Here is a 25,797-nt window from a genome sequence, read left to right on the forward strand (position 1 = left end):
GCATTCTACTTGGGGGTGCCTGAGGCCGCTTCCAGCCTGTTTTTGCGTTCTTAAAAATGGCTGTCCTGACAACGGTTGAAAATAGAACGATCGTTCGGATACCATCCGGTAAAAACAACAGACAGATTCACGGAGACACGATATGACACGACCGCACTTCCAGTTCTGGCCCCGGCGCCTGCCGCACAACATCAGCTCGCCGCAAACGAGCCTTTGGTACAACCTGGAAGTGTCTGCCCGACGCTATCCGGACAAGGACGCGATCATCTTCTACGGTCGCCACACCACCTTCCGCGAACTGCACGACGACGCGGTGGCCGTGGCCGGCTGGCTGCAGCAGGTGGCCGGCGTGCAGAAGGGCGATCGTGTGCTGCTGTACATGCAGAACTGTCCGCAGTTCATGGCCGCGTACTACGGCATCCTACGTGCCGACGCGGTGGTCGTGCCGGTCAACCCGATGAACCGGCCGGAAGAGTTCAAGCACTACATCACCGACGCGGGCGCCAGCACGGTCATCTGCAGCGCCGATCTGGCCGTCAACGTAACGACGTCCAACGCTGAGCTGCCGGAAGCGCAACGCACGAAGCATCTGTTGGTCACGTCCTACGCCGACGCGCTGCCGGCTACATACGAATACCCTGAAGATGCGCCGCCTGCGTGGATCACGGCCGAGCATCCGGCGCAGCCCGGCGCTGTTGCCTGGAGCGACGTGATCGCCAAGCGCCTCGTGCCGGGCCCGCACACCGCCGGGCCGGACGACCTTGCCGTGATGCCGTACACGTCGGGCACCACAGGCTTCCCGAAGGGCTGCATGCACCCGCACCGCACGGTCATGCACAACATCGTCGGCGGTTCAATGTGGTCGAATGGGACGAAGGAGGGCGTGAGCCTGTCGATCATCCCGCTGTTCCACGTGACGGGCATGCAGTACGGCATGAACGCGCCGATCTACATGGGCTCCACGGTGGTGATGCTGCCGCGCTGGGATCGCGAAGTGGCGGGGCGGTTGATCTCGCGCTACAAGATCACGCACTGGACGAACATCCCGACCATGGTGATCGACTTCCTGGCGAGCCCCCAACTGGCGGAGTTCGATCTGTCGAGCCTCGCCTACATCGGCGGCGGCGGTGCGGCGATGCCCCAGGCCGTGGCCGAGCGCCTGCTGAAGGATTTCAACCTGGCGTATCAGGAAGGCTACGGCCTGTCGGAAACCATCGCGCCGACGCACAGCAACCCGGCCGACCGGGCCAAGCAGCAGTGCCTGGGCATTCCTGTGTTCAACACCGACGCACGCATCGTCGATCCGCAGACGCTGCAGGAGCTGCCGATTGGCGAGGTGGGCGAGATCATCGTCAGCGGCCCGCAGGTGTTCCTGGGCTACTGGGGCAAGCCCCAGGCCACTGCCGAAGTCTTCATCGAGTTCGAGGGCAAGACATTCTTCCGCACGGGCGACCTCGGCAAGATGGATGAAGACGGCTATTTCTTCCTCACCGACCGCTTGAAACGCATGATCAACGCCTCGGGTTTCAAGGTCTGGCCGGCCGAGGTGGAAAGCCTGCTGTACAAGCATCCGGATGTGCAAGAGGCCTGCATCATCGGTACGCGGGATGCGTATCGCGGCGAGTCGGTCAAGGCGGTGGTCGTACTCAAGGCGCATGCCAAGGGCAAGACCACGGAAGACGACATCATCAACTGGGCACGCGACAACATGGCCGCGTACAAGTATCCGCGCGTGGTGGAGTTTGTTGATGCGCTGCCCAAGTCCGGCACGGGCAAGGTGATGTGGCGCACGCTGCAGGAGCAGGAAAACGCGAAGAACGAGGCGGCCGAGAAACCGGCGGTAGCCTGAGTCGAAGACGCGGAAAAAGGGGCCCGAGTGGCCCCTTTTTCAATGCCCGCGTGCCTTGAAGAGCAACGCGCCGATACCGTGGAATCCACGCTGACGCGCATGCCGCATCGGCGTGACACCGGCCCGGTCGGGCATGTTCGGATCGGCGCCGGCGTCGAGCAGGAGCTGCACGATCTTTTCGTACTTGTCGCTGCCGTCACCCATGGCCACGGCTTCGATCAGCGCCGTCAGGCCCAGGTTGTTGGTGGCATCGGGCGGTACGCCGGCTTTCGCCAGTTCATTCACCACTTCCACGTAACCGCGGCGTGCAGCCGGGATCAGCGCGGTGTCGCCCTCGGCGTTGGTGGCGCGCAGGTTGGCACCGTGCGAGAGCGCCAGACGTACGGTTTCCGCATCGCCCTGGCTTGCGGCGAGCAGGAAGGCGCTGTTCTGGGCGTTGTCCTGCAGGTTGACGTCGGCTCCAGCCTGGATGAGCAGGCGCGCCGCCGCCCCCATGTGTGCAGACACGGCGGCGATAAGCGCGGTGCGGCCGTCGGCGTCGCGTGCCTTGAGGCTGGCGCCGTCGGCCAGCAGCGTCTGGATGGCCATCGTGTTGCCGGTTTGGGCGGCGGCAATCAGGTCGCGGTCACGCGTGGCAGGGTCGCTGCGATGGGTTGGGCGCGTGGCAGGCGCGGCACCGGGCGTGGCTTTGGTGCTCGTACTGGCAGCCACGCGCAGCGTCGGCAGATGCTGCTCCTGCCAGGCGTTGGCCATGTCGCCCACTGCCAGCGCGAGACCCAGCATGACGCCAATCAGCTGGTTGAGCGCGGGATGGCGGGCGAGGAGCATGACAGGAGGGCTCAGGCGCTGAGGTAAGGGTCGGGCTGCTCTGCAGGCTCGGCAGTGGCAGGTGCGTTGGCGGCATCCGTTGCTTGCAGGCGTGTCCACAGCCGATCCAGATACGGATCGTGCAGCCCGTTGCTGGCCAGGCCGATCAGCGTGCGTTGCAAATATTCGCGTGCCGGCCCATACAGGCCAACCGCATCGCGCAGGCAGCCGACCACGCGCTCATCGGGCAGGCGGCCGGCATAGGCTTCATGCGCACGGTTCATGACAAAGGCGAGTGCGAAGACGCGTTTGCCATTGATCTCGGTGGGCAGCCAGCGCGGCTGGTAGGCGCCGGTGAGCATCTCGCGGCGCCACAGCACGCGGAATTCGTGTTCGGCATGGGCGCGCGGTACGCGGAAGGCCACGCCCCGGCAACTGCCGCCGCGGTCCAGGCCGAGCACCAGCCCTGGGTTATCCCAGGTGCCACGGTTGATGCGGGAATAGAGGTAGAAGCCACGGTGGTATCCATGCACCGTGGCGGCAGCCGCCTCGGTGTGGAAGATCATCGGGTTCCAGATGAGGGAGCCGTATCCGAACACCCACGCGTCCTGACATTCGCAGGGCGCACTCGACAACCGCGCGAGCGTCGATGCAAGCGACGCTTCCAGCGCAGCCTCGGTTAGCAACGACGACGCGACGGGTGAATCACCCAGGGCGGCGCGCAACCGGTTCTGTTCGAGATCCTCTCGGGTGACGGCCATGTCGCAAGCATAGAGCAATCGTTACGAGTGGTCACGCGGGCGGACGGCCGATGCCCCAGAAATGGTGCGTTGTGCGGGGCGGGAAGCGTTTGGCTATGGCGCGGCCGCAACGGTAAACAGGTTGGGGCCGGGAAACTGGAGGCGGGGGAACGGAATTGAACCGTCTTATACGGCTTTGCAAGCCGCAGCATTGACCACTCTGCCACCCCGCCGGGGGAGGGAGCCTGCGATGTGTCGGATGACGTATCGCAGGCCGGGCGCGATTCTAGCGCAGGATCAGACTTCCAGCAGATCGACTTCGAAAAGCAATGTTGCGTTCGGGGGGATCACGCCGCCCGCGCCGCGTGCGCCGTAGCCGAGGGCTGCCGGGATGATCAGCTTGCGCGTGCCGCCAACCTTCATGCCCTGCACGCCTTCGTCCCAGCCCTTGATGACGTGGCCGGCGCCCAGCGGGAAGGCGAACGGGTCGTTGCGGTCCTTGCTGGAGTCGAACTTCTTGCCAGCCTGGCCGTTGTCGTACAGCCAGCCCGTGTAGTGCACGGTGACGTACTTGCCGGCGGTGGCCTCAGCGCCGTCGCCGACGACGACGTCTTCATATTGCAGACCGCTTGCAGTGGTTTCGATGGTCATGGTGAGCCTCGTGGGTAATGACGGGGTGGGAGACAAACTCAGGCTTGCGCGGCCTTGAGCGTTTCAAGCTGGACGTGGACGTTGTCCGCGTCGTTGGCGATCCAGATGTCGCCATCCTGGATGGTGACTTGCAGACGCATGGTGCGTTCCACCATGCCGGCCAGTGCCGCCACGGTGTCGGGTGCCACTTCGTAGACCGACAGGTTGGCAAAGCGCGCTACCTTGGTCTCGATCTGCTGCCACCACACACGGCTGGCATTGCCGCTATACGTATACACAGCGACCTGCTCGGCACGGTTGCTGGCCTTGCGCACACGGGTGTCGTCGGGGTTGCCCAGGTCGATCCAGAGTTCGATGGCGTCGGTCAGGTCACGTTGCCAGAGTTCGGGCTCGTCGGGTTCGGACAGGCCACGCGTGAAGGCGAGCGTTTCACTGGCGTGGCGCGCAAAGGCGAGCACGCGCACCATCATGCGCTCGTCGTTCTCGCTCGGGTGGCGGGCGACGGTCAGCGCGTGGTTGCCGTAGTAGTGGCGATCCATGTCGGCGATCTGTAGATCGACCTTGTAGATCGTGGATTTGAGGGCCATTCGGACAGCGGGTTTTTCAGCAAAGCGCGCATTGTCGCATGGCCTGATGACACGATCCTCATAGCGTTCTGCGTCTTGGTCGATTCCATTCGGGGCTGGATTGCGGTATACGCAAGCGGTGCGTGCATCTTGGGCAGGTGTCGGGTTGCCCAGGGCGCAGGGAATGCGCGCGCATTTTCCAATACCAACAGGACAATCAGAACGATGCGTTGGATTTTCGGAATCGTGGGCCTGGTGTTCGGGGCCTTCTCAGGGGGTGTGGTCGGCGCGTTCTTTGGGGCGTTGATCGGCGTCGGGCTGGCTTCGCTGATCCTGGTCATGGACAAGCGGGCCAGTTCGCAATGGGCCAAGACGCCGGATGTCGCCCAGGGCAATGCACCCGCGCAGGTGCCGGTGGCCGTGCCGATCAATGAGCGCGTGACGCGGCTGGAGCACGAGGTGGCACTGCTGCGCCGCCAGATCGCGGAGATGAAGGGGCAGTCGTTCGCAACGCCGGTGCCGGAAGTGCCAGAAGTGCCGGGGGTCGTCGAGCCCACGGTGGCGCCTGTGCCTGAAGCGGTGACGGAGCCCATCGTGGCCGAGTCGTTGCCGCCCGTGGAGGTGCCTGCGGTGTCGCAGCCGGTGCCTGTTGCGCCGCCGGTTGCCCAACCCACGCTGATCCCCCACGAACCCGATTGGGTGGAACGCGCCGTCGGCGCAGCACGCGATTGGCTGCTGGGCGGCAACAGCGTGGTGCGGGTCGGCATCCTGATCCTGTTCTTTGGCGTGGCCTTTCTGCTCAAGTACGCGGCCGACAACAGCCTGCTGCCGGTTGAGTTCCGCCTTGCGGGTGTGGCAGTTGGGGCGATCGTGCTGCTGGGCATTGGCTGGCGCCTGCGCGACAAGCGCCCCGGCTATGCGCTGGTGTTGCAGGGCGGTGGGGTCGGGGTGCTGTACCTGACTGTCTTTGCGGCGACACGCATGGTGCCGTTGCTGCCGCCGGGGATGGCGTTTCCGCTGCTGGTGCTGATCTGTGCATTGGCAGCGGGGTTGGCCGTCAAGCAGAACGCGTCGGCGTTGGCCTTTACCGGCAGCGCAGGCGGGTTTCTGGCTCCGATCCTGATCTCGACCGGGCAGGGCAGCCATGTGGCGCTGTTCAGCTACTACGCGCTGCTTAACGCGGGCATCTTCGCCATTGCGTGGTTCCGTGCATGGCGCGCGCTGAATCTGCTGGGCTTCGTGTTCACCTTCGGCATTGCCACGGCTTGGGGCGCGCTGCGCTATGAACCGTCACTGCTCAAGAGCACCGAGCCGTTCCTGATCCTGTTCTTCCTGATGTATGTGGGCATTGCGCTGCTGTACGCGCTGCGCCGCCAGGTCAGCCTCAAGCATTACGTAGACGGCACGCTGGTGTTCGGCACACCGCTGGTGGCGATGGGCCTGCAGGCCGCACTGGTGCACCACATTCCGTTTGCGATGGCGTGGAGTGCCGCAGCGCTGGCGGCGTTCTACCTGGGCATTGCCGCGTGGCTGGCGGGCAAGCGTGCGCGTCTGGGGCTGCTGTTTGAATCGATGTTTGCGCTGGGCGTGATCTTCATCACGCTGGCGATTCCGCTGGCCTTCGACGGACGCACGACGAGTGCAATCTGGGCGGTGGAAGGCGCGGCTGTGGTGTGGGCCAGCGTGCGCCAGAAGCGTCGCCTGGCACTGGCAGCCGGCCTGCTGCTGCAGTTGGGGGCGGGCGTGGCCTTTGCGTTGGGCGTACTGCTTGTGTGGTCGGCGTCGTTGCAATGGCCGGTGCTCAACAGCCACTACATCGGCGGGGTGCTGATTGCGGCGGCGGGCATCTTCAGCGGCTGGCGCCTGCACGGCAAGGCCGAGGCACGCGATTGGCTGAAGGTGGCACCTGCGCTCGGCATGGCGGCCTCGGTGTGGGGCTTGCTGTGGTGGCTTGGCAGCGGCGGCGATGAGATCGACCGCTATGCCTGGCGCCTTGGCACCAAGGCGGTCGATCGGCCGGACATTCCGCTCTACGCCGCCTTTGCCGTGCTGACCGCATGGGGTGCGCACGGCCTGCGCCGCAAGCTCGACTGGGCGCTGGCGGAGTGGCCTGCGCTGGCGTTGTCGCCGGCGCTTGCCCTGATTGCGCTGCTGGCCATCGAGCACTGGGCACCATCACCGCTGGCCGGGTGGGGTGGAGCGGTGTGGATCGCATCGATCGTGTTGGCCTTCGTGCTGCTGCGCCGTCAGCAGCGCACGATGGAGCAAAAGCGGGGCGACACCATCCTCGCGCCGCTGCATACGGTGCTGTTCTGGCTGATCTGCGGCTTGCTGGCTACCGAGGGCTACTGGCGCCTGGACGCCTACGTGCCGGAAGGCACATGGAGCTTTGCCGCCTGGGCCTACGGTTATGGCGCGTTGCTCGCACTGCTGGCGGGTGCAGGCTGGCGCATCCGCTGGCCGATCGCCCGCTTCGAGCGTGCTTACCTGCTGTGGGGCGCCGCGCCGCTGGCCGCCCTGTTGTGGCTGTGGAGCCTGGTCAGTGCCGCCAGCAATGGCGATGCCGCGCCGCTGTTCTACCTGCCCCTCCTTAATCCGCTGGACGTGGCGCAGTTGCTGGTTTTCCTGGCCATCACGCTGTGGATGCGCCGCGTGGCATTGCAGAAGCTCGTGCCCGAGCCGCTGGTGATCGGCTACGCGGTCGGCGCCACGCTGTTCATCTGGGCCAATGCGGTATTGCTGCGCACGCTGCACCACTGGGCGCATATTCCGTACACGTTGGACGACTTGGGTGACTCGATGCTGGTGCAGGCGTCGTTGTCGATGTTCTGGACGGTCCTGGCGCTGGGCGTGATGGTGTTTGCTACGCGACGCGTGAGCCGCGCGCTGTGGTTCACGGGCGCTGCGCTGCTGGGCGTCACGGTGATCAAGCTGTTCCTGTTCGACCTGTCGCGCGTGACCGGGGTGGAGCGGATCGTTTCGTTCATCGGCATTGGCGTGCTGCTGCTGTTGATCGGCTATCTGTCGCCGCTGCCGCCCAAGGGCAAAACGCTGGGTGACGCCGAGACCAAGGAGGTTGTGTGAAGAAGGTTGTTCTTGCGATCGCCGTGGCATCGCTGCTGTCTGCGCCGGCCTGGGCCGAGCGCTTTGCATTGACCGGCACGCCCGGCGCGCCGTACTACGCCGTCACGCTCAGCGAAGACGTGTATGCCCACGCGCGCGACACCGGTCTGGGGGATTTGCGCATCCTCAACGGCGACGGCGAGCCTGTGCCGTTCACCATCGAGATCCCACGCGATCCGGCCCCGCAGGCGCGCACGCTACAGGACGTGCGCTGGTTTGCCACGCCGATCGACGAAGCGCAGAAGCCGGGCACTGCCGGTGTCGTGCTCGGTGCCGACGGCGTGCTGCGCGCCACCGGCACGCTTGCCGCACAGGAGTCGGCGCGCGCGTGGCTGGTCGACGTGAGCCAGTTACACGACACGCTGACGGCGCTGGTAGTGGGTTTGCCCGCCGCCGAATTCCAGAGCGGCGTGACCGTGCAGGCCAGCGACGACCTGCAGCACTGGAACCCGGTCGCCCAGGCCACGCTGTTCCGCCTGTCCAATCAGGGCAGCACGCTGGTGCAGGATCGCATTGAGTTCACCGGGCTGCGCGTGAAATACCTGCGGCTGACGTGGCAGGGCAAGCCACCCGTGCCCGACAGCGTGCGCGCAGAACTGGCAGCCGGTTCACCACCGTTGCCGGCCGACAGCGCCATTCTGTGGCGCTCAGGGTTGATGCCGGTGCAGACGCCCGCGGCCGGCGATTACCAGTTTGATACCGGCGGCGCGTTCCCAGTGGAGCGCGTGAAGATTCACCTGCCGCAGGCCAACACCGTTGCGCAGGCCACGCTGTATGCGCGTGCGAATGCGCAGGCGCAGTGGCGGCAGGTCACGTCGACGCGGCTGTTCCGTCTGGCGGGTGCTGGCGGGCAGAGCGAACAGGAGAACGCGCCGATCAGTGTGCCTGCCACCGGCGAGCGTTACTGGCGCCTGCAGGTCGACACGCGTAGCGGCGGCTTGGGTTCGGGCGCACCGCAACTGGCGATTGGCTGGCGTCCGGCCACCATCACCTATGCAGCGCGCGGCAACGTGCCGTTTGTGCTTGCGGTAGGGGAGGTGGCGCGCGGTAACCCGATCGCACGGGCGGATCTGCTGGCGGGTGCGTCGCCTGCAATTGCACCTGCACAGCTGGGGGCGATGAGTGATTCGCCGTCCGACGCGATGACGGTTGAGCCACCTGGTGGCAGGACGCGTCAGTGGGTGCTGTGGGGTGCGCTCGTTGCGGCGGTGGTTGTGCTGGGTGGCATGGCGTGGCGCTTGTTCCGCACGTCGGCGACGCCTCCGGGCTCATCGCAGCCGTAAGCAAAACGGCGCCACTGGGGCGCCGTTTTTTATTGCGTGCAAGTGAGCCGCGTCAGTGCGCGAAGGCCGGTTGCACAAACAGCGCAACGCACAGGCCAACGCCCGTAACCCACATCAGCGAACGCAGCACTGCCCAGTCGGCCAGGTAACAGACCGTGTACAGCACACGCGCCACGACGAATGCGATGGCGAGCAGGTTGACGCGGTCGATCATGCCGCCGCCCAGGATGGCCACCAGCACGGCCACCGCAAAGAACGGAAACGCTTCAAAGTGGTTCTGCTGCGCGGCACCGGCGCGGCCTGCCACACCGGTTTGCTGCGCCAGCCAAGCGCGCGGGTTGTGGTGGTCATAACGCGGGCCGCTGACTTTGGCAATGCCAACGCACACGATCGGCAACAGCGCCGCCACCAGAACGCACCAGAGGGCGATCGGCATGGTCAGTCTCCTGGACAGTTGTGAAGGTGCCGCACCGTAGCACAGGCGGCGTTTTCAAACACTAGGAGCGTTAGTCGGCTTCGTGCACGGCGATGCGGATGTCGCCCAGCATGACCACCTGGCCCGCGCGGATCTTGGCGGTCTTGCGCGACTCCGGCTGACCGTCGACGGTCACGCCACCGTCGGCGACGACGGCTTTGCCTGCGCCGCCGCTGTCGACCACGCCTGTGAGTTTGAGCAGCTTGTGCAGCTCGATGTAGTCGGTGTTGAGCTCGAAATCGATATTGGGCATAGATTTATTGAGGTGAAGCTTCCACGCTGATATCCACATCGACGCGGTCACCCACGTCGGGCAGAAAACGCGTCATGCCGAAGGCGCTGCGTTGGATGGCGAGGTGGAAATCACCGCCGCACACGTGGCGCGTGGTGCCAGGCATCTTCACGTCGCCGCAGTTGAAGCGGCGCACTTCCAACCGCACCGGTTGGGTCACGCCATGCAGCGTCAGCTTGCCTTCGATGGCGACGAGCTTGCCGTCTTGTACGACAAAGCGATCGCTACGCAGGCGGATGATCGGAAACTGCGCGGCATCCAGAAACTGCTCGGATTTCAGCACACCATCCAGCACCGGCAGACGCGTATTGACGGAGGCGGCGTCGATGGTGAAATCGATACCGCCTTGGCTGGTCGCCTCATCAAAGTCGACGGCGCCGTCGATCTTGTCGAAGCGGCCGCGCACCGTAGACCGATCGAAGTGCGAGGTGCCGAAGACCACCGACGTATGCGCCAGGTCTGGCGTGAACGGCGCGGCAAAGGCAGAGGTGCATAGCACCCCTGTCAGCATCAGAAACCATGCACGCATGTTGCCTCCTTGCGCAGAGGCCCACGCATGCATGGGCCTGCGCTTACTTGCCCCAGCTGTCCTTCAGGCCGACCACGCGGTTGAACACGGGCTTGCCCGGTTGCGAGTCGATGCGGTCGGCCACGAAGTAGCCGTGGCGCTCGAACTGGAAGCGGTCTTCCGGCTTGGCGGTTGCCAGCGTCGGTTCCAGGTAGGCCGTGACGGTCTGCTTGGAGTTCGGATTGAGCGCATCCAGGAAGTTCTTGTCGCCCGAGTCCGGCTGCGGGTCGCTGAACAGGCGGTCGTACAGGCGCACTTCGGCTTCGAGTGCGTGCGCGGCGCTCACCCAGTGGATGTTGCCCTTCACCTTCACGCTGTCAGCACCCGGCGTGCCACTCTTCGTGTCCGGGATGATGTTGGCGTGCACGGCGGTGACGTTGCCGTCGGCGTCCTTGTCGCAGCCGGTGCATTCGATCACGTAGCCATAGCGCAGGCGCACCTTGTTGCCCGGGAACAGGCGGAAGTAGCCCTTGGGCGGCGTCTCGGTAAAGTCTTCGCGCTCGATCCACAGCTCACGCGTGAGCGGGAATTCGCGGCGGCCGAGTTCAGGCTGCTTCGGGTGCACGGGCGCCGAGCACGGCTCGTTGAAATCGGCCGGCACGTTGTCGAGCACGAGCTTGACCGGGTCCAGCACGCCCACCGAGCGCGGCGCACGCGCATCGAGGTCGTCGCGCACGGCGCCTTCCAGGATGCTCATGTCGATCCAGCTATCGGCCTTGGATACGCCCACGCGTTCGCAGAACAGCTGGATCGATTCCGGCGTATAGCCGCGGCGGCGGATGCCCACCAGCGTCGGCATGCGCGGGTCGTCCCAGCCGTCGACGCGCTTTTCGTTCACCAGTTGCAGCAGCTTGCGCTTGCTGGTGATGGCGTAGGTCAGGTGCAGACGCGCGAATTCGTACTGATGCGGCAACGGCGCGGGCAGGGCACCGGCGTCGCGCAGGTGGTCGAGCACCCAGTCGTACAGCGGGCGGTTGTTCTCGAACTCCAGCGTGCACAGGGAGTGCGTGATGTTCTCCAGCGCATCGGAAATGCAATGCGTGAAGTCGTACATCGGGTAGATGCACCATGCGTCGCCGGTGCGGTGGTGATGCGCATGGCGGATGCGGTACAGCACCGGATCGCGCATCACGATGTTCGGCGCGGCCATGTCGATCTTGGCGCGCAGCACCAGTTCGCCGTCCTTGTACTTGCCGGCGCGCATGTCGCGGAACAGTGCGAGGTTCTCGTCCACCGAGCGGTCACGGAACGGCGACGGCGTGCCCGGGCGGGTGAAGTCGCCACGGTTGGCGGCGATCTGCTCAGCGCTTTGGCTGTCGACGTAGGCGGCGCCGCGCTGGATCAGCACTTCGGCAAAGCCGTAGAGCTGCTCGAAGTAGTCGCTGGCGTAGTACAGGTGCGTGCCGGTGCCGTTGTCCCACGAGTAGCCGAGCCAGTGCACCGCGTCGATGATGGAGTCGACGTATTCGGTGTCTTCCTTGACCGGGTTGGTGTCGTCAAAGCGCAGGTGGCAGCGGCCTTGGTAATCCTTGGCCAGGCCGAAGTTCACCCAGATGCTCTTGGCGTGACCGATGTGCAGGTAGCCGTTGGGCTCCGGCGGAAAACGCGTAATGACCGGCGGAAGGGCCTGGCCCTTGGCGTCCTTGCGGCCGGCATAGGTGCCTTGCGTCAGGTCGCCATCAATGATTTGGCGTAGGAAGTTGGACGTGGGGGCGGCGGTTGCCCCGTTGGCGTTGTCTTGGCTCATGGGAATGCGTGATTCGGCAATCCCGTGATTTTACCGTGCCCGGGGCGCTCTGCCGGGTTGTCCCTTATTTCCGTTGCGCGACGCCATCCAACGCTTGTGCGCGCAACGCCTCATACGGGACGGGAAACGTCTGTTGGCGCAGTTGCGTGAGCTGTGCAGCGCGATCGGCGTCTGACAGGCCGGGGAAGCTGTTGATGCGGTCGCGCTGCTGGGCGTAGGCGTCGTAGCGGCCGCGCCAGACGGCTTCTTCGCGACTGGCCTGCACCAGGCGATCCGCCACGATGCCGTCGATGCTCTGGGCGGCCAGACGCTGGCGGATCTGCGCCTCGCTCAGGCCATCCTTGGTCCAGGAATCCATGTCGTTCGCGAGCTTGACCGGCGCGGAGGCATTGCGGCGGGCCTCTCGCAAGGCGGCTGGCAGGTTGGCCTCGATGGCTGCGAGCTTGGTGGCGCGTTGCTCAGGGGTGAGCGAGGGGTCGGCCATCACGGCCAGGCGGTCGAGGGCGGCCGTGTCCAGCGCATCTTCGTCGCCGTACCAGGCCTGGGCGACATCCGCCCCAAGGTATTGGCGGCGCAGCGCGGCACGGGCACCGATTCTCTGCCGCAGCGTGGCGAGGACCTCAGGATGCTGCTGGACCTGCTCAAGGCTCGGCTTGCTGCGGCTGGTATCGCCTTGCGTCGCCAGCGCCTTGCGATAGGCGAGATAACGCTGCAGCAGCGATTGCGCCTCCGACAGCGCGGGGCTGACCAGCTTGGCGCGCATGTGCGCCTCGGCCATCGCCACACGCTGTGCTTCAGGCATCGAGGCAGGCACGTCGAGAAAGTAGTCGAACACCGCGCGGTTGGCGGGTTCGAGGATGAGGTGGCCGCTTGCATCGACACGCAGGCCGTCGGGCGCCTGTGTGTCGGCCAGCTCGGTAGGGGTTGCCGTGGCGGCCGTGCCATCGCTCTGGATGCTGCCGATATAGGCGCCGGATCGCGGCGCCTGCTGGGGCTGTTCGGCAGCCCGGGGGGCATCACCGGTGGCATGCCACCAATAGACGCCTCCGGCAACGATGATTGCCACCAACACTGCCCCGATGAACGTCGTGGGCTGCATGGATTGCACGGGTTGTGATTTGCCCTTCATGACGATGTGCGCGTTGGTGGCGACCGATGGCAACAGGTGGCGATGCGTGGCGACGGATTACAGCCCGGCCGTCTTCAACCGATTGGCCTGCGTGCGGATCACTGCAACCGGGTCCGCCGCACCCCAGCCGATCAGGCCGAGCAGCTGGTTGACCTCGTCAAGGTGATTCCAAGCATAGTCGGTCGACAGCACCTGTCCGAACTTGGCGCTGCAGATCGAGACCAGCCCGTCGTTCGTGCCTGAGCCGCGCGCCTGCATGACCCCGCCGCTGAAGACCAGCACCGGGTCGAACAGATCGAGGATGTTGGTGGCCGTCGAGCGTCCCGTCCACGAATACAGTTTCTGCACGTTGCCGTTGCGCACATCGGTCGCACTGCCGGTGTTGCAGCCGCTGGCCAGGCCCGCGCTCGGGAAGGTCTTGTTGAAATCCGCCGCGCCCGCCGTCGAGAGGATATGCAGCGCTGCAAAACCATTCTGCGGATTGCTGTTGCCGTTGAACCAGCCGAGCACCGAGCCGAACACGTCTGCACCCAGGTTCACCAGCGCCTTGAAAGGTGCCGGCGTGCTTTCGACAAAGTCTGCGAATTCCGAGCCCTTGTGTGGTGTGCCAATGGTGGTGACAGACGCCACCAGGTTGGGCGCCACAGCGGCCGCATAGCGCGAGGTCAGGCCGCCCTGGCTATGGCCGATGAGGTTGACCTTGGCCGCGCCGGTGGTGGCCAGCACGGTGCGGATCTGGCTGAGTAGTTGCTCGCCGCGCACGGTTTCATCGTTGAAGGCGGAGACATCGGCCACGTAGACGTTGGCACCGTTGGCGCGCAGGTCTTCGGGGATCTGGTACCAGTAGTCCACTACGCCCAGGAATTTGCTGGTGCCCGAGAGGCCATGCACCAGCACGATCGGGTATTGGGTGGCGGCGTAGGTGCTGGCGGCCTGGGCCGGTGCTGCGGCGGTGAGGGTGAGGGCGGATGCGGCCAAGGTTGTGGCCAAGGCGGCAGCTGCAGCGTGCGTGCGCAGAAAACCGCGCACCGAGTTGTACACAGCTTGGAGCTGGGGCGTCTGTGACATTCGATTGTCTCCTGAATGATGGATGGGTGGTCGACCTCTGCGGGTCGATCGCCCTCCGTTATCCGAAGTGCGCATTCCAGCGTCAACCGAATTGGAAGATTGGCTCTAATGCTGCGCCGCCGCGTGCGCAAACAAAAACCGGAGGGCGAGCCTCCGGTTCTTTAGGATGCGATGCAGCAACGCGGCTACTCTTCTTGAAACGCTTCCTCGCGTTTGCGGCGGATGACGGGCAACACCACCAGCAGCACCAGGGCCGCCGAAGCAATCAGCAGGGCCAGCGACAGCGGCTTGGTGACGAAGGTGGAGAAATCGCCACGCGAGAGCAACAGCGCGCGCCGGAAGTTCTCTTCCATCATCGGCCCGAGCACGAAGCCGAGCAGCATGGGCGCGGGCTCGCAACGCAGCTTCAGGAGCAGGTAGCCGATCAGCCCGAAGACCGCTGTCTGGAAGATGTCGAACGTGGTGTTCGAGACCGAGTACACGCCAATGCAGCAGAACACCAGAATGGCCGGGTACAGGAAGCGGTAGGGCACTTTCAACAGGCGCACCCACACACCGATCATCGGCAGGTTCAGCACGATCAGCATCAGGTTGCCGATCCACATCGAGGCGATCAGACCCCAGAACAGCGCGGGGTTGCTGGTCATCACCTGCGGGCCGGGCTGGATGTTGTGGATGGTCATCGCACCCACCATCAGCGCCATCACCGCGTTGGGCGGAATGCCCAGCGTGAGCAGCGGGATGAACGAGGTCTGCGCCGCCGCGTTGTTGGCCGATTCCGGGCCCGCAACGCCCTCGATGGCGCCCTTGCCGAACTCGTGCGAATACTTCGAGGCCTTTTTCTCCAGCGAGTACGACGCGAACGATGCCAGCGTCGCACCGCCGCCGGGCAGGATGCCGAGCACCGAGCCCAGCGCTGTGCCGCGCAGCACGGCCGGGATCATGCGCTTGAAATCCTCGCGGCTGGGCCACAGGTTGCGCACGTGGTCGACAAAGGTCTCGCGGTGCTCTCTCTGCTCCAGGTTGGCGATGATCTCGGAGAAGCCGAACACGCCCATCGCCACCGAGACGAAGTTCAACCCGTCGGCCAGCTCCGGCACATCGAACGAATAGCGCGCGGTGCCGGAGTTCACGTCCGTGCCCACCAGCCCAAGCAGCAGGCCCAGCACGATCATCGCGAGGGCCTTGATGAGCGAGCCTGAGGCCAGCACCACGGCGCCGATCAGCCCCAGCACCATCAGCGAGAAGTATTCCGCCGGGCCGAAGTTGAAGGCGAACTCCGACAGCGGCGTGGCAAATGCGGCCAGCACCAGCGTGGCCACGCAGCCGGCAAAGAACGAACCGAGGCCGGCCGTGGCCAGCGCAACGCCGGCCCGCCCGCGCCGTGCCATCTGGTAGCCGTCAATGGTGGTCACCACCGACGACGATTCGCCCGGCAGGTTGACGAGGATGGCGGTGGTGGAACCGCCGTACTGCGCGCCGTAATAGATGCCCGCCAGCATGATGAGCGCGGCCACGGGCGGCAGCGCATAGGTGGCCGGCAGCAGCATCGCAATCGTGGCGATGGGGCCGAGCCCCGGCAGCACGCCGATCAACGTACCGAGCACGCAGCCGATGAAGGCGTAGATCAAATTCTGGAGCGACAGCGCAGTGGAGAAGCCGAGCGCGAGATTGGCGAAGAGGTCCATGTCGCGTGCCTCAGTTGCTGATGAACGCCGGCCACACCGGGAACTGCAGCTTGAGCCCATAGACGAAGGCCGCCAGGCTCACCAGCACCATCACGATGGCGGTGCCGACCGCGCCCCTCCATGTGAACTCGTGGCTGGCCATGCTGGAGACGAGCACCAGCCCCACCAGCGAGAGCACCAGCCCCAGCGCCTGCAGCAGCAACCCGAACAGCACCACCGAGCCGAGAATCCACAGGAGCGTCTTGATGTCCCAGCGCGGGATGCGGTCTGCCACGCCCTTGCGCGACAGCGATTGCACGACCACCACCACACCCAGCAGTACCAGCACCATCCCCAGCCAGAACGGGAAGTAGCCGGGGCCCATGGAGGAGGCTGTGCCCATGCGGTAGCCGCGCGCCAGGAACGCGAATGCCGCGCCCGCAACGATGAACAGGATGCCCGACGCAAAGTCCTGGTGACTACGGATCACCGGGCGGCTTTGTGGATCGTTCTGCAAGATGGGGTTCCTCCTGTGGGCATGCGGCGCATCGCTTTGCAGGTGGCCGAATGGCGGCAAAGCGCCGACCAAGTGTGCACGCTAAGCAGAGCGGCTTTCAAGCACCTCGCAGGGGGAAGCAGGTCGTGCGGTGGCCCGGTGGGGCGCATGGGCAAACGGTTCAGGGTTTGTCCCTAACCGCGGAAGGGCGGGAGAGCGAGGAAGAGAGCGGGCCGCGCAACGCTGTCGCGGCCCATTGCCATTGCGAACTACATGCCGATGCCGCGCGCCATCAGCACAGCCGCCAGCGGAATGAAGATGATCAGGTGCGATTCGATCATGACCCAGCGGCGCGTCTTGGCAATCTCCGACGGCGGTGGCACGAAGTCGGGCAGCGTCTTGCCTTGCTTGTTCCAGCGCAGGATGGTGACGGTCGGGATGATCGACAGCAGCCCCACCAGGATGAACAACCCGATCTTGACGTGGAACACCGGGTTGTGGACATAGAACGCATAGCCCTTGGCGCCGTAGATCACGCGCAACGCGCCGGTAATCAGCACCGCCAGCGCTGCGAAGCCGAAGACGGCGTCATAGCGTGCCAGGCGTTTGCGGATTTCGGGCGTCATGTCCGGCCGCAGCACTACGGCCTCGGCGGTCAGAAACACGATCAGCGTGAAGATCGAGATGTAATGCAGGTAAGCCAGCAACGCATCGAGCCACATGGTGACCTCGTGAGGGTGGGGAAACCGGGGTAAAAAATGATCGGGGCGTGCGCTAAATGACTCCACGCGTGCGCAGAGCCTCGATCTGATCGGCACTCAGGTCGAGCACGTCGCGCAGCACCGCCTCGGTGTGTTCGCCGAGCAGCGGTGGGTGGCTCGCGGCCTTGGGTGGCGTAACGCTCATCTTGACGGGGCTGCCGACCAGCTTGACGGTGCCGGCGCTCGGGTGGGGCAAGTCGACACGCAGGCCGCGCGCCTGTACCTGCTCGTTGTCGAACACTTCGTCGAGGTTGTTGATCGGGCCGCAGGGCACGCCGGCGGCTTCGAGCTTGTCGATCCACTCCCCCTTGCCGAAGCGTTTGACCATCTCAGCCAGGATCGGCACCAGCACATCTCGGTTGGCCACGCGCTGCGGGTTGGTGGCAAAGCGCGGGTCGTCGGCCAGTTCGGGCATGCCGCCGGCGTCGACAAAGCGGCGGAACTGCCCATCGTTGCCGACTGCGACGATGATCCAGCCGTTCGATGCCTGGAAGGTCTGGTACGGCACGATGTTTGGATGCGCGTTGCCCCAGCGCTTGGGCGCCTGGCCGCTGGCCAAGTAGTTGGTGTTCATGTTGGCCAGCATCGCCACCTGCACGTCGAGCAGCGCCATGTCGATGTACTGGCCTTCGCCGGTGCGGTCCCGGTGCGCGAGCGCGGCCAAAACGGCGACGGTGGAATACATGCCGGTCATCAAATCGGAGATGGCCACGCCGGCCTTCTGCGGGCCGCCGCCGGGCAGGTCGTCGCGCTCGCCCGTCAGGCTCATGAAGCCGCCCATGCCCTGCACGATGAAGTCGTAGCCGGCGCGCGCGGCATACGGGCCGGTCTGGCCGAAACCGGTGATGGAGCAGTAGATCAGGTCTGGCTTGATGGCCTTGAGCGACTCATAGTCGAGCCCGTACTTCTTGAGCTGGCCGACCTTGTAGTTCTCCAGCACCACATCCGCATGCGCGGCGAGCTTGCGGACGATGTCCTGGCCCTCGGGCGTGCTGATGTCGACGGTGATCGAGCGCTTGTTGCGGTTGGCGGCCAGGTAGTACGCGGCCTCGGCGGTGTCCTCGCCGGCCTCGTCCTTCAGCCAGGGCGGGCCCCAGGTGCGGGTGTCATCGCCGGCGCCTGGGCGCTCCACCTTGATGACGTCGGCGCCAAAATCGGCGAGGTTTTGCGCGCACCACGGGCCGGCAAGTACGCGGGTCAGGTCAAGAACACGGAGATGGCTCAGAGCGCCCATGGATAACGAATCTGCACAATCGGAACGGGTGCACTCTACACCACGCCCCGGCGGTCCTGCAGGCCCATGCGACGAACCGGGGAAAATGCGACGCGAACCCCGTATAATCAACGGTTTGCACTAATCTAAGGCGCTCAGGAGCGGGATGCTCCCAGGCGCAATGCTGACTCCGGCACCTCGCGACATGAAAGCCTCCGATATCCGCCAAAAATTCCTGACGTTCTTCGAGTCGAAGAACCACACCGTGGTGCGCTCCTCGCCGCTGGTGCCGGGCAATGACCCGACGCTGCTGTTCACCAACTCCGGCATGGTGCAGTTCAAGGACGTCTTCCTCGGCACCGACAAGCGCCCGTACGTGCGCGCGGCCTCCGTGCAGCGCTGCCTGCGCGCCGGCGGCAAGCACAACGACCTGGAAAACGTCGGCTATACCGCGCGTCACCACACCTTCTTCGAGATGCTCGGCAACTGGTCGTTCGGCGACTACTTCAAGCGCGACGCACTCGTGTGGGCGTGGGAACTGCTGACGCAGGAATACAAGCTGCCGGCCGACAAACTGTGGGCCACGGTCTACCAGACCGACGACGAGGCCTACGACATCTGGACCAAGGTCATCGGCCTGCCGCCCGAGCGCGTCGTGCGCATCGGCGACAACAAGGGCGCACCGTACGCCTCCGACAACTTCTGGCAGATGGCCGAAACCGGCCCGTGCGGCCCGTGCTCGGAAATCTTCTACGACCACGGCCCGGATGTGTGGGGCGGCCCCCCGGGAAGCCCGGAAGCCGACGGCGACCGCTATATCGAAATCTGGAACAACGTGTTCATGCAGTTCGATCGCCAGCTCGACCCGGCGACCGGCGAATACACGCTGACCCCGCTGCCCGCGCCGTGCGTGGACACCGGCATGGGCATGGAGCGTCTGGCTGCCATCCTGCAGCACGTGCACAGCAACTACGAGATCGACCTGTTCCAGGCGCTCATCGCGGCCGCTTCGCGCGAGACCAACACCAAGGATCTGTCGAACAACTCGCTGCGCGTGATTGCCGACCACATCCGCGCGTGCTCGTTCCTGATCGTCGACGGCGTGATTCCGGGCAATGAAGGCCGCGGCTACGTGCTGCGCCGGATCATCCGCCGCGCCATCCGCCATGGCTACAAGCTGGGCTGCCGCGCCGCGTTCTTCCACAAGCTGGTGGACGATCTCGTTGCGCAGATGGGCGAGGCTTATCCGGAACTGCGCGAGGCGCGCGACCGCGTGGTCGAGGTGCTGCGCACGGAAGAAGCGCGCTTCTTCGAGACCATCGAGCACGGCATGTCGATTCTCGACGGCGCGCTGGGTGAGCTGAAGGCGTCGGGCGCCAAGATGCTCGACGGCGAACTCGCCTTCAAGCTGCACGACACCTACGGTTTCCCGCTGGACCTGACGCAAGACGTCTGCCGCGAGAACGACGTGATCGTCGACGAAGCCGCCTTTGACGCCGCCATGAACCGCCAGCGCGAACAGGCACGCGCCGCCGGCAAGTTCAAGCTGACCGCCGGCACGCTGGACTACACCGGCGACAAGACCACCTTCCACGGCTACGACCAGCTCGTGCGCGAAACCGCGCGCGTGACGGCGCTGTTCGTCGACGGCGCGTCGGTGCAGGAAATGCACCCGGGCCAAACCGGCGTGGTGGTGCTCGACCACACGCCGTTCTATGCCGAATCCGGCGGCCAGGTGGGTGACCAGGGCACGCTCAAGGCCGCGACCGTTTGGTTTGACGTGGCCGACACGCTCAAGGTGCAGCCGGAAGTCTTCGGCCATCACGGCGAGCTGCGCACCGGCGTGCTGAAGGTCGGCGATGCCGTGGCCGCGGAAGTGGACGCCGTGCGCCGTGCGCGCACCATGCGCAACCACTCGGCCACCCACCTGATGCACAAGGCCCTGCGCGAAGTGCTGGGCAGCCACGTGCAGCAGAAGGGCTCGCTGGTGGATGCCGACAAGACGCGCTTCGACTTCTCGCATAACGCACCGATGACGCCGCTGCAGATTCGTGAAGTGGAAGCACGCGTCAACGCAGAAATTTTCGCCAACGCCGCCACCAGCGCCCAGATCATGGGCTTTGACGATGCGGTCAAGAACGGCGCCATGGCTCTCTTCGGCGAGAAGTACGGCGACGAAGTGCGCGTGCTGTCGATCGGCACGTCGAAGGAACTGTGCGGCGGCACCCACGTGGCGCGCACCGGTGACATCGGCCTGTTCAAGATCGTTGGCGAATCGGGCGTGGCCGCAGGCATCCGCCGTGTGGAAGCCATCACGGGCGACAACGTGCTGCACTACTTGCAGACGCTCGACACGCGCATCAACGAAGCGGCTGCCGCACTGCGTGCGCAACCGTCGGAACTGACGCAGCGTATCGGCCAGGTGCAGGACCAGGTCAAGACGCTGGAGAAGGAACTGGAGCGCCTGAAGTCGAAGCTGGCCGCCAGCCAGGGCGACGAGCTAGTGAGCCAGGCCGTGGACGTGGCCGGCATCAAGGTGCTGGCCGCCAAGCTCGATGGCGCCGACGCCAAGACGCTGCGCGAGACCATGGACAAGCTCAAGGACAAGCTGCAGACCGCCGCCATCGTGCTGGGCAGCGTGAGCGACGGCAAGGTGGCACTGATTGCTGGCGTGACGGCTGATGCCACCGCCAAGGTCAAGGCTGGCGAGCTGGTCAACTTTGTCGCTCAGCAGGTCGGCGGCAAGGGCGGTGGCCGCCCGGACATGGCGCAAGCTGGCGGTACCGAGCCCGAGAAACTGCCGCAGGCGCTGGCCGGTGTAGCCGCATGGGTGCAGCAGAAGGTGTGATGTAGCACCTTGAACCTGATGCGCTGAACGGCGCGCGTTCCCGGCAACGGGGCGCGCGCCGTTTTATTTTGGCTGGTCAATGCCGGATGGACTGTGTGAGCAAGACTGGGGGCACCCGCATAAAGACCCGCAGTCGCTCGTTCCTGTCACCGGGGCGGGCGCCGGACCAGAACGGCTGCCATTCGCGGCCGGGCGTTCGTGCGTGCGTGTGGCTGTCCTGGAGGATCAGCCATCGGCAGGTATGGGTCGACGACTGCGCCAGCGGGCGGTGCAGGATGCCGGTGAAGTAGTGCAGCATGGGCGCCTCGGACTCGCCCAGATGCAGACTCGCCATGCAGTCGTCTGCGTGCCATGCCGGGGCCAACTTGCTGCTGAGGTTGTTGAACACCGAGCGATAGCTCTTGGCCTCGTCCAGCCAGGGCAGCAGCAGGGTGGCGACCAACCCCCAGCCCACCAGGGCGCCGGCCGCCCAGGACAGCGCGCCGCGCCACACCCCTGCCCGCCGCAGATGTGGCAGCAGGCGCAACCATCCCACCGTGAGCACCAATGCGGCGCCTACCAGCCAGGGTTCGATCGGCATGGTCCAATCGACTGGCAACCAGCGTTCAAGCCAGCGCACGCTCGCCCGCGAGGTGTTCTCTGTCATGACCGCCCAGAGCAGCCACGCCAGTACCGCCATGCCGCCAAACAGCACCCGGCTGAGGTAATCCCATCCGACATGCAGACGCATCGGCAGTCGCGCGATTGCCTGCTGGCCGAGCAGCGCCAGCGGCACCATGAAAGGCAGCAGATAGAGCGGGCGCGCTGTTGCAGAGACCTGTAGCGCGAGCAGCCCCACACCCGCGAAGAGGGCCGGTAGGGCGACGCGCGGCGTCCGCCACTCGCGCCACGCGCCGCAGGCCAGTGCCAGCAATGCAAGCGGGCCCGCGGGAAAGCCGATGGTCAGCAGCGAGTGCCAGACGTAGAACGGGTCGTCGTTCTCTGCGCCCAGCACCGGCACGGAAAAGCCCAGGAAGCGGCCGATGTTGTTGTCCCAGAACCAGACGTGAAACAGGTCTGGTGCACGCAGGTAGAACAACGTTGGCCAGATCGTGGCGAAGGGCAGGAACACCAGCGCGGCGGTACCCAACTGGCGCAGGAACGCGCGGCTGCGGCAGGCTGGAAACGGCACGCAGGCCCCGACCAGCGTGATGCAGAACACCAGCGGAATGAATATGCCTTTCGCCAACAGTGCGATCCCCATGCCCACGCCAAGCCAAACTGCGGAGCTGCGCCTGCGCGCCGTGGGCTGCACGGCTGCCTGCACGCATTCGAACAGCCCGCAGAAGCCGATGGCGGTGCCGGCCAGCAGGGCCACGTCGGTGATCATGTCGTGCGTGTGTTTGACCACGATCAGTGAGCCCGCGCACAGCGCCAATGTGCCGAGCACACGCGGGTCCGCCCACGAAGGTGCGTTGGTGGCGGCGCGTGCCAGGCGCGCGGTGAAGGCGAAGGCCAGGCCAGCAAACAACGCGCTGGCGAGCCGTGCGGCGTCGTGCGCTGGCAGTTCATCCCATAGCAGCCAGGCCAGGCCGCTGGCGACCCACGCATACAGCGGCGGCTTCTCTACAAAGGGTTGCCCTGCACTGGTCGGTACGATCAGGTCGCCGGTTTCCAGCATGTGCTGGATGATGCCGAACGTGTAGGTCTCATCCTGCTTCCAGGGGTCGTGGCCGAGCGTGCCTGGCAGCAGGTAGGCGCAGGCGATGAGCACCGCGAAGATCCACGTGCTCCATTTGCGCAACGCCTGCCACGGCCAAGCGTGCGCCGCATGTGCCGCAGATGCCATGACCGCGCCGGGTGAAGACAGCGCAGCAGTGTTCGAAGCGAGGTCACGCGCGTGAGCGGTCGCGGCGGGCGCGTTGACGCTCCGCCGTTCAGGGCGTGTCGGTTCCAGCATGACGAAAGGGTTTCCAGTTTGCCGGATGCGGTCCGGAGAACCCGGCCGATCGGCTTATGCGTGACAAACAAGATGCCCGGCAAGGTGTGCCGAGGCGGCCTGGAGTACATCACGCTCGTCTTACGGAGACCCTGAGCGCCTGCGCCGGAATCTGAGCAATCGATTTCAGCCGGTGCACGTGGCTGGCTGGATGCGCCTTTTGGGGCATCCGGCACTGGGGTGGCGTCTTGTCTACGCAACGCAAACAAGTTGGCCGATGCCTCCAATGCTGGAGACAGGCCACGCCATCGCCTATACCGGTCAGACGCTGCGGGTTGCAGGCTGCCTGGCAGGCAATTTGCATTGGCCGAGCCCGTTGTCCCCCGCAGTGCCCGTCGTACCCCTTACCCCAAAATCCGAGGAGAACCATGAGCGTCCTATCTGACAAGGTCGACGCTGTGCCGCCAGAGCCTTTGGCTGCGCGGCGCAGCAAACGATTGCTACGGGCGGTCGCAGCCGGCGTGCTGGTGGCGGCCGGCATCGGCGCATCGACCCAGCCGGTTGCGCAACTCGCGCCGGAATCGCACGCGCGCAAGGTCAAGGTGCTGATCATCAGCATGTTTGCGCCCGAGGCGCAGCCGTGGATCGACAAGCTGGGCCTCACGCAGGATGTGCCCGTGCCCGGTCTGTCGATCGACTATCCGAACGTCCACTGCAACGCCAACGATGTGTGTCAGCTCACCACCGGCATGGGCAAGGCGAATGCCGCGTCATCGGTGTCGGCGCTGATCTACAGCGGCAAATTTGACCTGCAGCGCACGTACTTCCTGGTGGCAGGCATTGCTGGGATTGATCCGTCGCAAGGCACGCTGGGCAGCGCTGCATGGGCGCGTTTCCTGGTCGACAGCGACATCGCGTGGGAGATCGACGCGCGCGAAGTGCCCACCAACTGGCCCAGTGGCTTCATCGGTATCAACACGCAGGGCCCGGGGCAGAGGCCGCCGCTGGACTACAAGACGGAAGTGTTTCGCGTGAACGAGGCATTGCTACAGAAGGCGCTGGCGCTCTCCAAGGGTGCGGCGCTTGACGACAATGCCACTGCACGCGCGTATCGCGCCAATTACCCCAGCGCACCGGCCAACCAGCCGCCTGCTGTCGTGCAGTGCGACACCGCCGCCGGCAACACCTACTGGCACGGCGCCAAGATGGGCGAGCGCGAAGCCGCGTGGGTCAAGCTGCTGACGGATGGGCAGGGCACCTACTGCACCACGCAGCAGGAAGACAACGCCACGTTCGAAGCGCTCACGCGCGGGTCGAAGGCGGGTCTGCTCGATCTGCAACGCGTGGCCGTGCTGCGTACCGCATCCAACTTCGACCGGCCGTATCCGGGGCAGACGCCGTATGACTCGCTGGTCAACAGCAACTCGGGCGGGTTCGTGCCGTCGCTCAACAACCTCTATCTGGCGGGCGGTCCGCTGGTCAACGAGATCGTCACGCGCTGGAGCGTGTGGAAACACGGAGTGCCCTCGCCATGATCGAATCCAAGAGCACAACCCCCATGCGTACGATCACCAAGCTGCTCGCCGTGGGCGCGGCCGCGCTGACCTTGAACAGCTGTGCGTATGACGGCGTCAAGGTCATCGTCATCAACATGTTCCAGGGCGAAGCCCAGCCCTTCATCGACCGCTATGACCTGAAGGAGAAGGTCTATATCTCCGGCCTGTCGCCCGACGCGCCCAACATGCTGTGCAACTACGACGGCGTCTGCCAGGTGACCACCGGCATGGGCTACGCGAATGCGGCGTCGACCATCTCAGCACTGCTCTATCGCAGCAAGCTGGACCTGACGCACACCTATTTCGTGATCGCCGGTATTGCGGGTATTGATCCGGGGCAGGGTACGGTGGGCTCGGCGGCGTGGGCGCGCTATGCGGTGGACTACGGCCTGTCGCACGAGATTGATGCGCGCGAAATGCCTGCCGGCTGGCCTTACGGCTACTTCGGCATCGGCACCAAGGGCCCCGGGCAGAAGCCGCCGCTGGACTACCGCACCGAGGTGTTCCAGTTGAACGAAACGCTGTTGCAGAAGGCGTTCACCCTGTCGAAATCGGCCACGCTGGAAGACAGCCCAGAGGCCATCGCCTTCCGCAAGAATTACGCGTTTGCGCCGGCCAATCAGCCGCCATCGGTCATCCAGTGCGATGTGGCCTCTGCCGACACGTGGTGGGCGGGCCGCAACCTGGGCCAGCGCGCGCGTGATTGGGTGAAGACGATGACCGACAACAAGGGCACCTACTGCACCACTGCACAGGAGGACAACGCCACGCTGGAAGTGCTCACACGCGGTGCCCGTGCCGGCAAGGTCGATTTCAGCCGCGTGGCGCTGCTGCGTGCGGGCTCCGACTTTGACCGCCCGTACGACGGCCAGACGGCAACGGACGGCCTGATCAACTACGCGCAGCAGGGCGGTTTCGTGCCGGCCACGCACAACCTCGTCAATGCGGCCAAGCCGCTGCTGGACGACATCGTTGACCACTGGCCGCAGTGGCAGCAGGGGGTGCCGAATTAATGGTTGCTTACATCACATTTCAAAATA

21 protein-coding genes and 1 tRNA gene are annotated in these 25,797 nt (G+C 65.2%); 6 read left to right on the top strand and 16 right to left on the bottom strand.

The genetic code is table 11. The features are described from left to right. The first annotated feature begins 142 nt into the window (after positions 1-142). Positions 143-1,849, top strand: a complete 1,707-nt coding sequence (locus tag V6657_RS04140) for a long-chain fatty acid--CoA ligase (RefSeq protein ID WP_048931837.1) — start codon at positions 143-145, stop codon at positions 1,847-1,849. 39 nt (positions 1,850-1,888) lie between these two features. Here the strand turns inward: V6657_RS04140 and V6657_RS04145 are convergent, their stop codons facing one another. From V6657_RS04145 to V6657_RS04165, 5 genes are all read right to left on the bottom strand, one after another. Continuing rightward, positions 1,889-2,677, bottom strand: coding sequence for an ankyrin repeat domain-containing protein (locus V6657_RS04145; RefSeq protein ID WP_053166280.1), 789 nt, complete (start codon positions 2,675-2,677; stop codon positions 1,889-1,891). 11 nt (positions 2,678-2,688) lie between these two features. Continuing rightward, on the bottom strand, positions 2,689-3,417 hold the full coding sequence (locus tag V6657_RS04150; protein WP_048931838.1) for a gamma-glutamylcyclotransferase: 729 nt from the start codon (positions 3,415-3,417) through the stop codon (positions 2,689-2,691). Positions 3,418-3,553: 136 nt separating this feature from the next. Next, positions 3,554-3,629, bottom strand: a tRNA-Cys gene (locus tag V6657_RS04155). 64 nt (positions 3,630-3,693) lie between these two features. Then, positions 3,694-4,047, bottom strand: coding sequence for an FKBP-type peptidyl-prolyl cis-trans isomerase (locus V6657_RS04160; protein WP_048931839.1), 354 nt, complete (start codon positions 4,045-4,047; stop codon positions 3,694-3,696). Positions 4,048-4,085: 38 nt separating this feature from the next. Further along, a complete protein-coding gene (locus tag V6657_RS04165; protein ID WP_048931840.1) occupies positions 4,086-4,634 on the bottom strand; it encodes a YaeQ family protein in 549 nt (182 codons plus the stop codon). A 204-nt stretch (positions 4,635-4,838) separates the two neighbouring features. Here V6657_RS04165 and V6657_RS04170 point away from each other — a divergent pair, with 204 nt between their 5' ends. Together V6657_RS04170 and V6657_RS04175 are read left to right on the top strand one after the other, a co-directional pair. Then, the gene (locus tag V6657_RS04170) at positions 4,839-7,697 is read left to right on the top strand and encodes a DUF2339 domain-containing protein (protein ID WP_048931841.1); all 2,859 of its coding nucleotides are present in this window, start codon (positions 4,839-4,841) and stop codon (positions 7,695-7,697) included. Further along, positions 7,694-9,019 carry a DUF3999 domain-containing protein gene (locus tag V6657_RS04175; protein ID WP_048931842.1) on the top strand — a complete coding sequence of 442 codons (1,326 nt, stop codon included), beginning with the start codon at positions 7,694-7,696 and terminating at the stop codon, positions 9,017-9,019. Before V6657_RS04170 ends, V6657_RS04175 begins: the two co-directional genes overlap by 4 nt. A 52-nt stretch (positions 9,020-9,071) precedes the next feature. Here the strand turns inward: V6657_RS04175 and V6657_RS04180 are convergent, their stop codons facing one another. From V6657_RS04180 to V6657_RS04225, 10 genes are all read right to left on the bottom strand, one after another. Continuing rightward, entirely contained in the window at positions 9,072-9,455 is a 384-nt protein-coding gene (locus V6657_RS04180; RefSeq protein WP_048931843.1) for an MAPEG family protein, read from the bottom strand. Between the two features lie 70 nt (positions 9,456-9,525). After that, on the bottom strand, positions 9,526-9,747 hold the full coding sequence (locus V6657_RS04185; RefSeq protein WP_048931844.1) for an RNA-binding S4 domain-containing protein: 222 nt from the start codon (positions 9,745-9,747) through the stop codon (positions 9,526-9,528). A 4-nt stretch (positions 9,748-9,751) separates the two neighbouring features. After that, positions 9,752-10,315 carry a YceI family protein gene (locus tag V6657_RS04190; protein WP_048931845.1) on the bottom strand — a complete coding sequence of 188 codons (564 nt, stop codon included), beginning with the start codon at positions 10,313-10,315 and terminating at the stop codon, positions 9,752-9,754. A 43-nt stretch (positions 10,316-10,358) separates the two neighbouring features. Beyond that, positions 10,359-12,101 (bottom strand): glutamine--tRNA ligase/YqeY domain fusion protein, encoded by a 1,743-nt coding sequence (locus tag V6657_RS04195; RefSeq protein ID WP_048931846.1) that lies wholly within the window; start codon positions 12,099-12,101, stop codon positions 10,359-10,361. Between the two features lie 64 nt (positions 12,102-12,165). Beyond that, a complete protein-coding gene (locus V6657_RS04200; RefSeq protein WP_048931992.1) occupies positions 12,166-13,230 on the bottom strand; it encodes a lipase secretion chaperone in 1,065 nt (354 codons plus the stop codon). 57 nt (positions 13,231-13,287) lie between these two features. Beyond that, positions 13,288-14,298, bottom strand: a complete 1,011-nt coding sequence (locus V6657_RS04205; protein WP_048931847.1) for a triacylglycerol lipase — start codon at positions 14,296-14,298, stop codon at positions 13,288-13,290. A 185-nt stretch (positions 14,299-14,483) separates the two neighbouring features. Continuing rightward, complete coding sequence (locus tag V6657_RS04210; RefSeq protein WP_048931848.1) at positions 14,484-15,986, bottom strand: tripartite tricarboxylate transporter permease; 1,503 nt, start codon at positions 15,984-15,986, stop codon at positions 14,484-14,486. Positions 15,987-15,996: 10 nt separating this feature from the next. Beyond that, positions 15,997-16,482, bottom strand: a complete 486-nt coding sequence (locus tag V6657_RS04215; protein WP_048931849.1) for a tripartite tricarboxylate transporter TctB family protein — start codon at positions 16,480-16,482, stop codon at positions 15,997-15,999. Positions 16,483-16,730: 248 nt separating this feature from the next. Further along, complete coding sequence (locus V6657_RS04220) at positions 16,731-17,183, bottom strand: DUF2214 family protein (protein WP_048931850.1); 453 nt, start codon at positions 17,181-17,183, stop codon at positions 16,731-16,733. Between the two features lie 52 nt (positions 17,184-17,235). Beyond that, complete coding sequence (locus V6657_RS04225) at positions 17,236-18,456, bottom strand: CaiB/BaiF CoA-transferase family protein (RefSeq protein ID WP_048931851.1); 1,221 nt, start codon at positions 18,454-18,456, stop codon at positions 17,236-17,238. A 184-nt stretch (positions 18,457-18,640) separates the two neighbouring features. Between V6657_RS04225 and alaS the strand changes: the two genes are divergently transcribed. After that, a complete protein-coding gene (gene alaS, locus V6657_RS04230) occupies positions 18,641-21,283 on the top strand; it encodes an alanine--tRNA ligase (protein ID WP_048931852.1) in 2,643 nt (880 codons plus the stop codon). A gap of 76 nt (positions 21,284-21,359) precedes the next feature. On the opposite strand, the gene V6657_RS04235 is transcribed toward alaS, so the two are convergent. Next, on the bottom strand, positions 21,360-23,222 hold the full coding sequence (locus tag V6657_RS04235) for a glycosyl transferase (RefSeq protein WP_048931853.1): 1,863 nt from the start codon (positions 23,220-23,222) through the stop codon (positions 21,360-21,362). A 407-nt stretch (positions 23,223-23,629) separates the two neighbouring features. Between V6657_RS04235 and V6657_RS04240 the strand changes: the two genes are divergently transcribed. Both V6657_RS04240 and V6657_RS04245 read left to right on the top strand, forming a co-directional pair. Next, positions 23,630-24,736, top strand: coding sequence for a purine nucleoside permease (locus V6657_RS04240; RefSeq protein ID WP_048931854.1), 1,107 nt, complete (start codon positions 23,630-23,632; stop codon positions 24,734-24,736). After that, positions 24,733-25,770 carry a purine nucleoside permease gene (locus V6657_RS04245; RefSeq protein ID WP_048931855.1) on the top strand — a complete coding sequence of 346 codons (1,038 nt, stop codon included), beginning with the start codon at positions 24,733-24,735 and terminating at the stop codon, positions 25,768-25,770. The genes V6657_RS04240 and V6657_RS04245 overlap by 4 nt, the downstream gene beginning before the upstream one ends. Positions 25,771-25,797: the final 27 nt, after the last annotated feature.

The sequence above is a fragment of the Ralstonia sp. RRA genome, assembly GCF_037023145.1.
Lineage (GTDB): Bacteria > Pseudomonadota > Gammaproteobacteria > Burkholderiales > Burkholderiaceae > Ralstonia.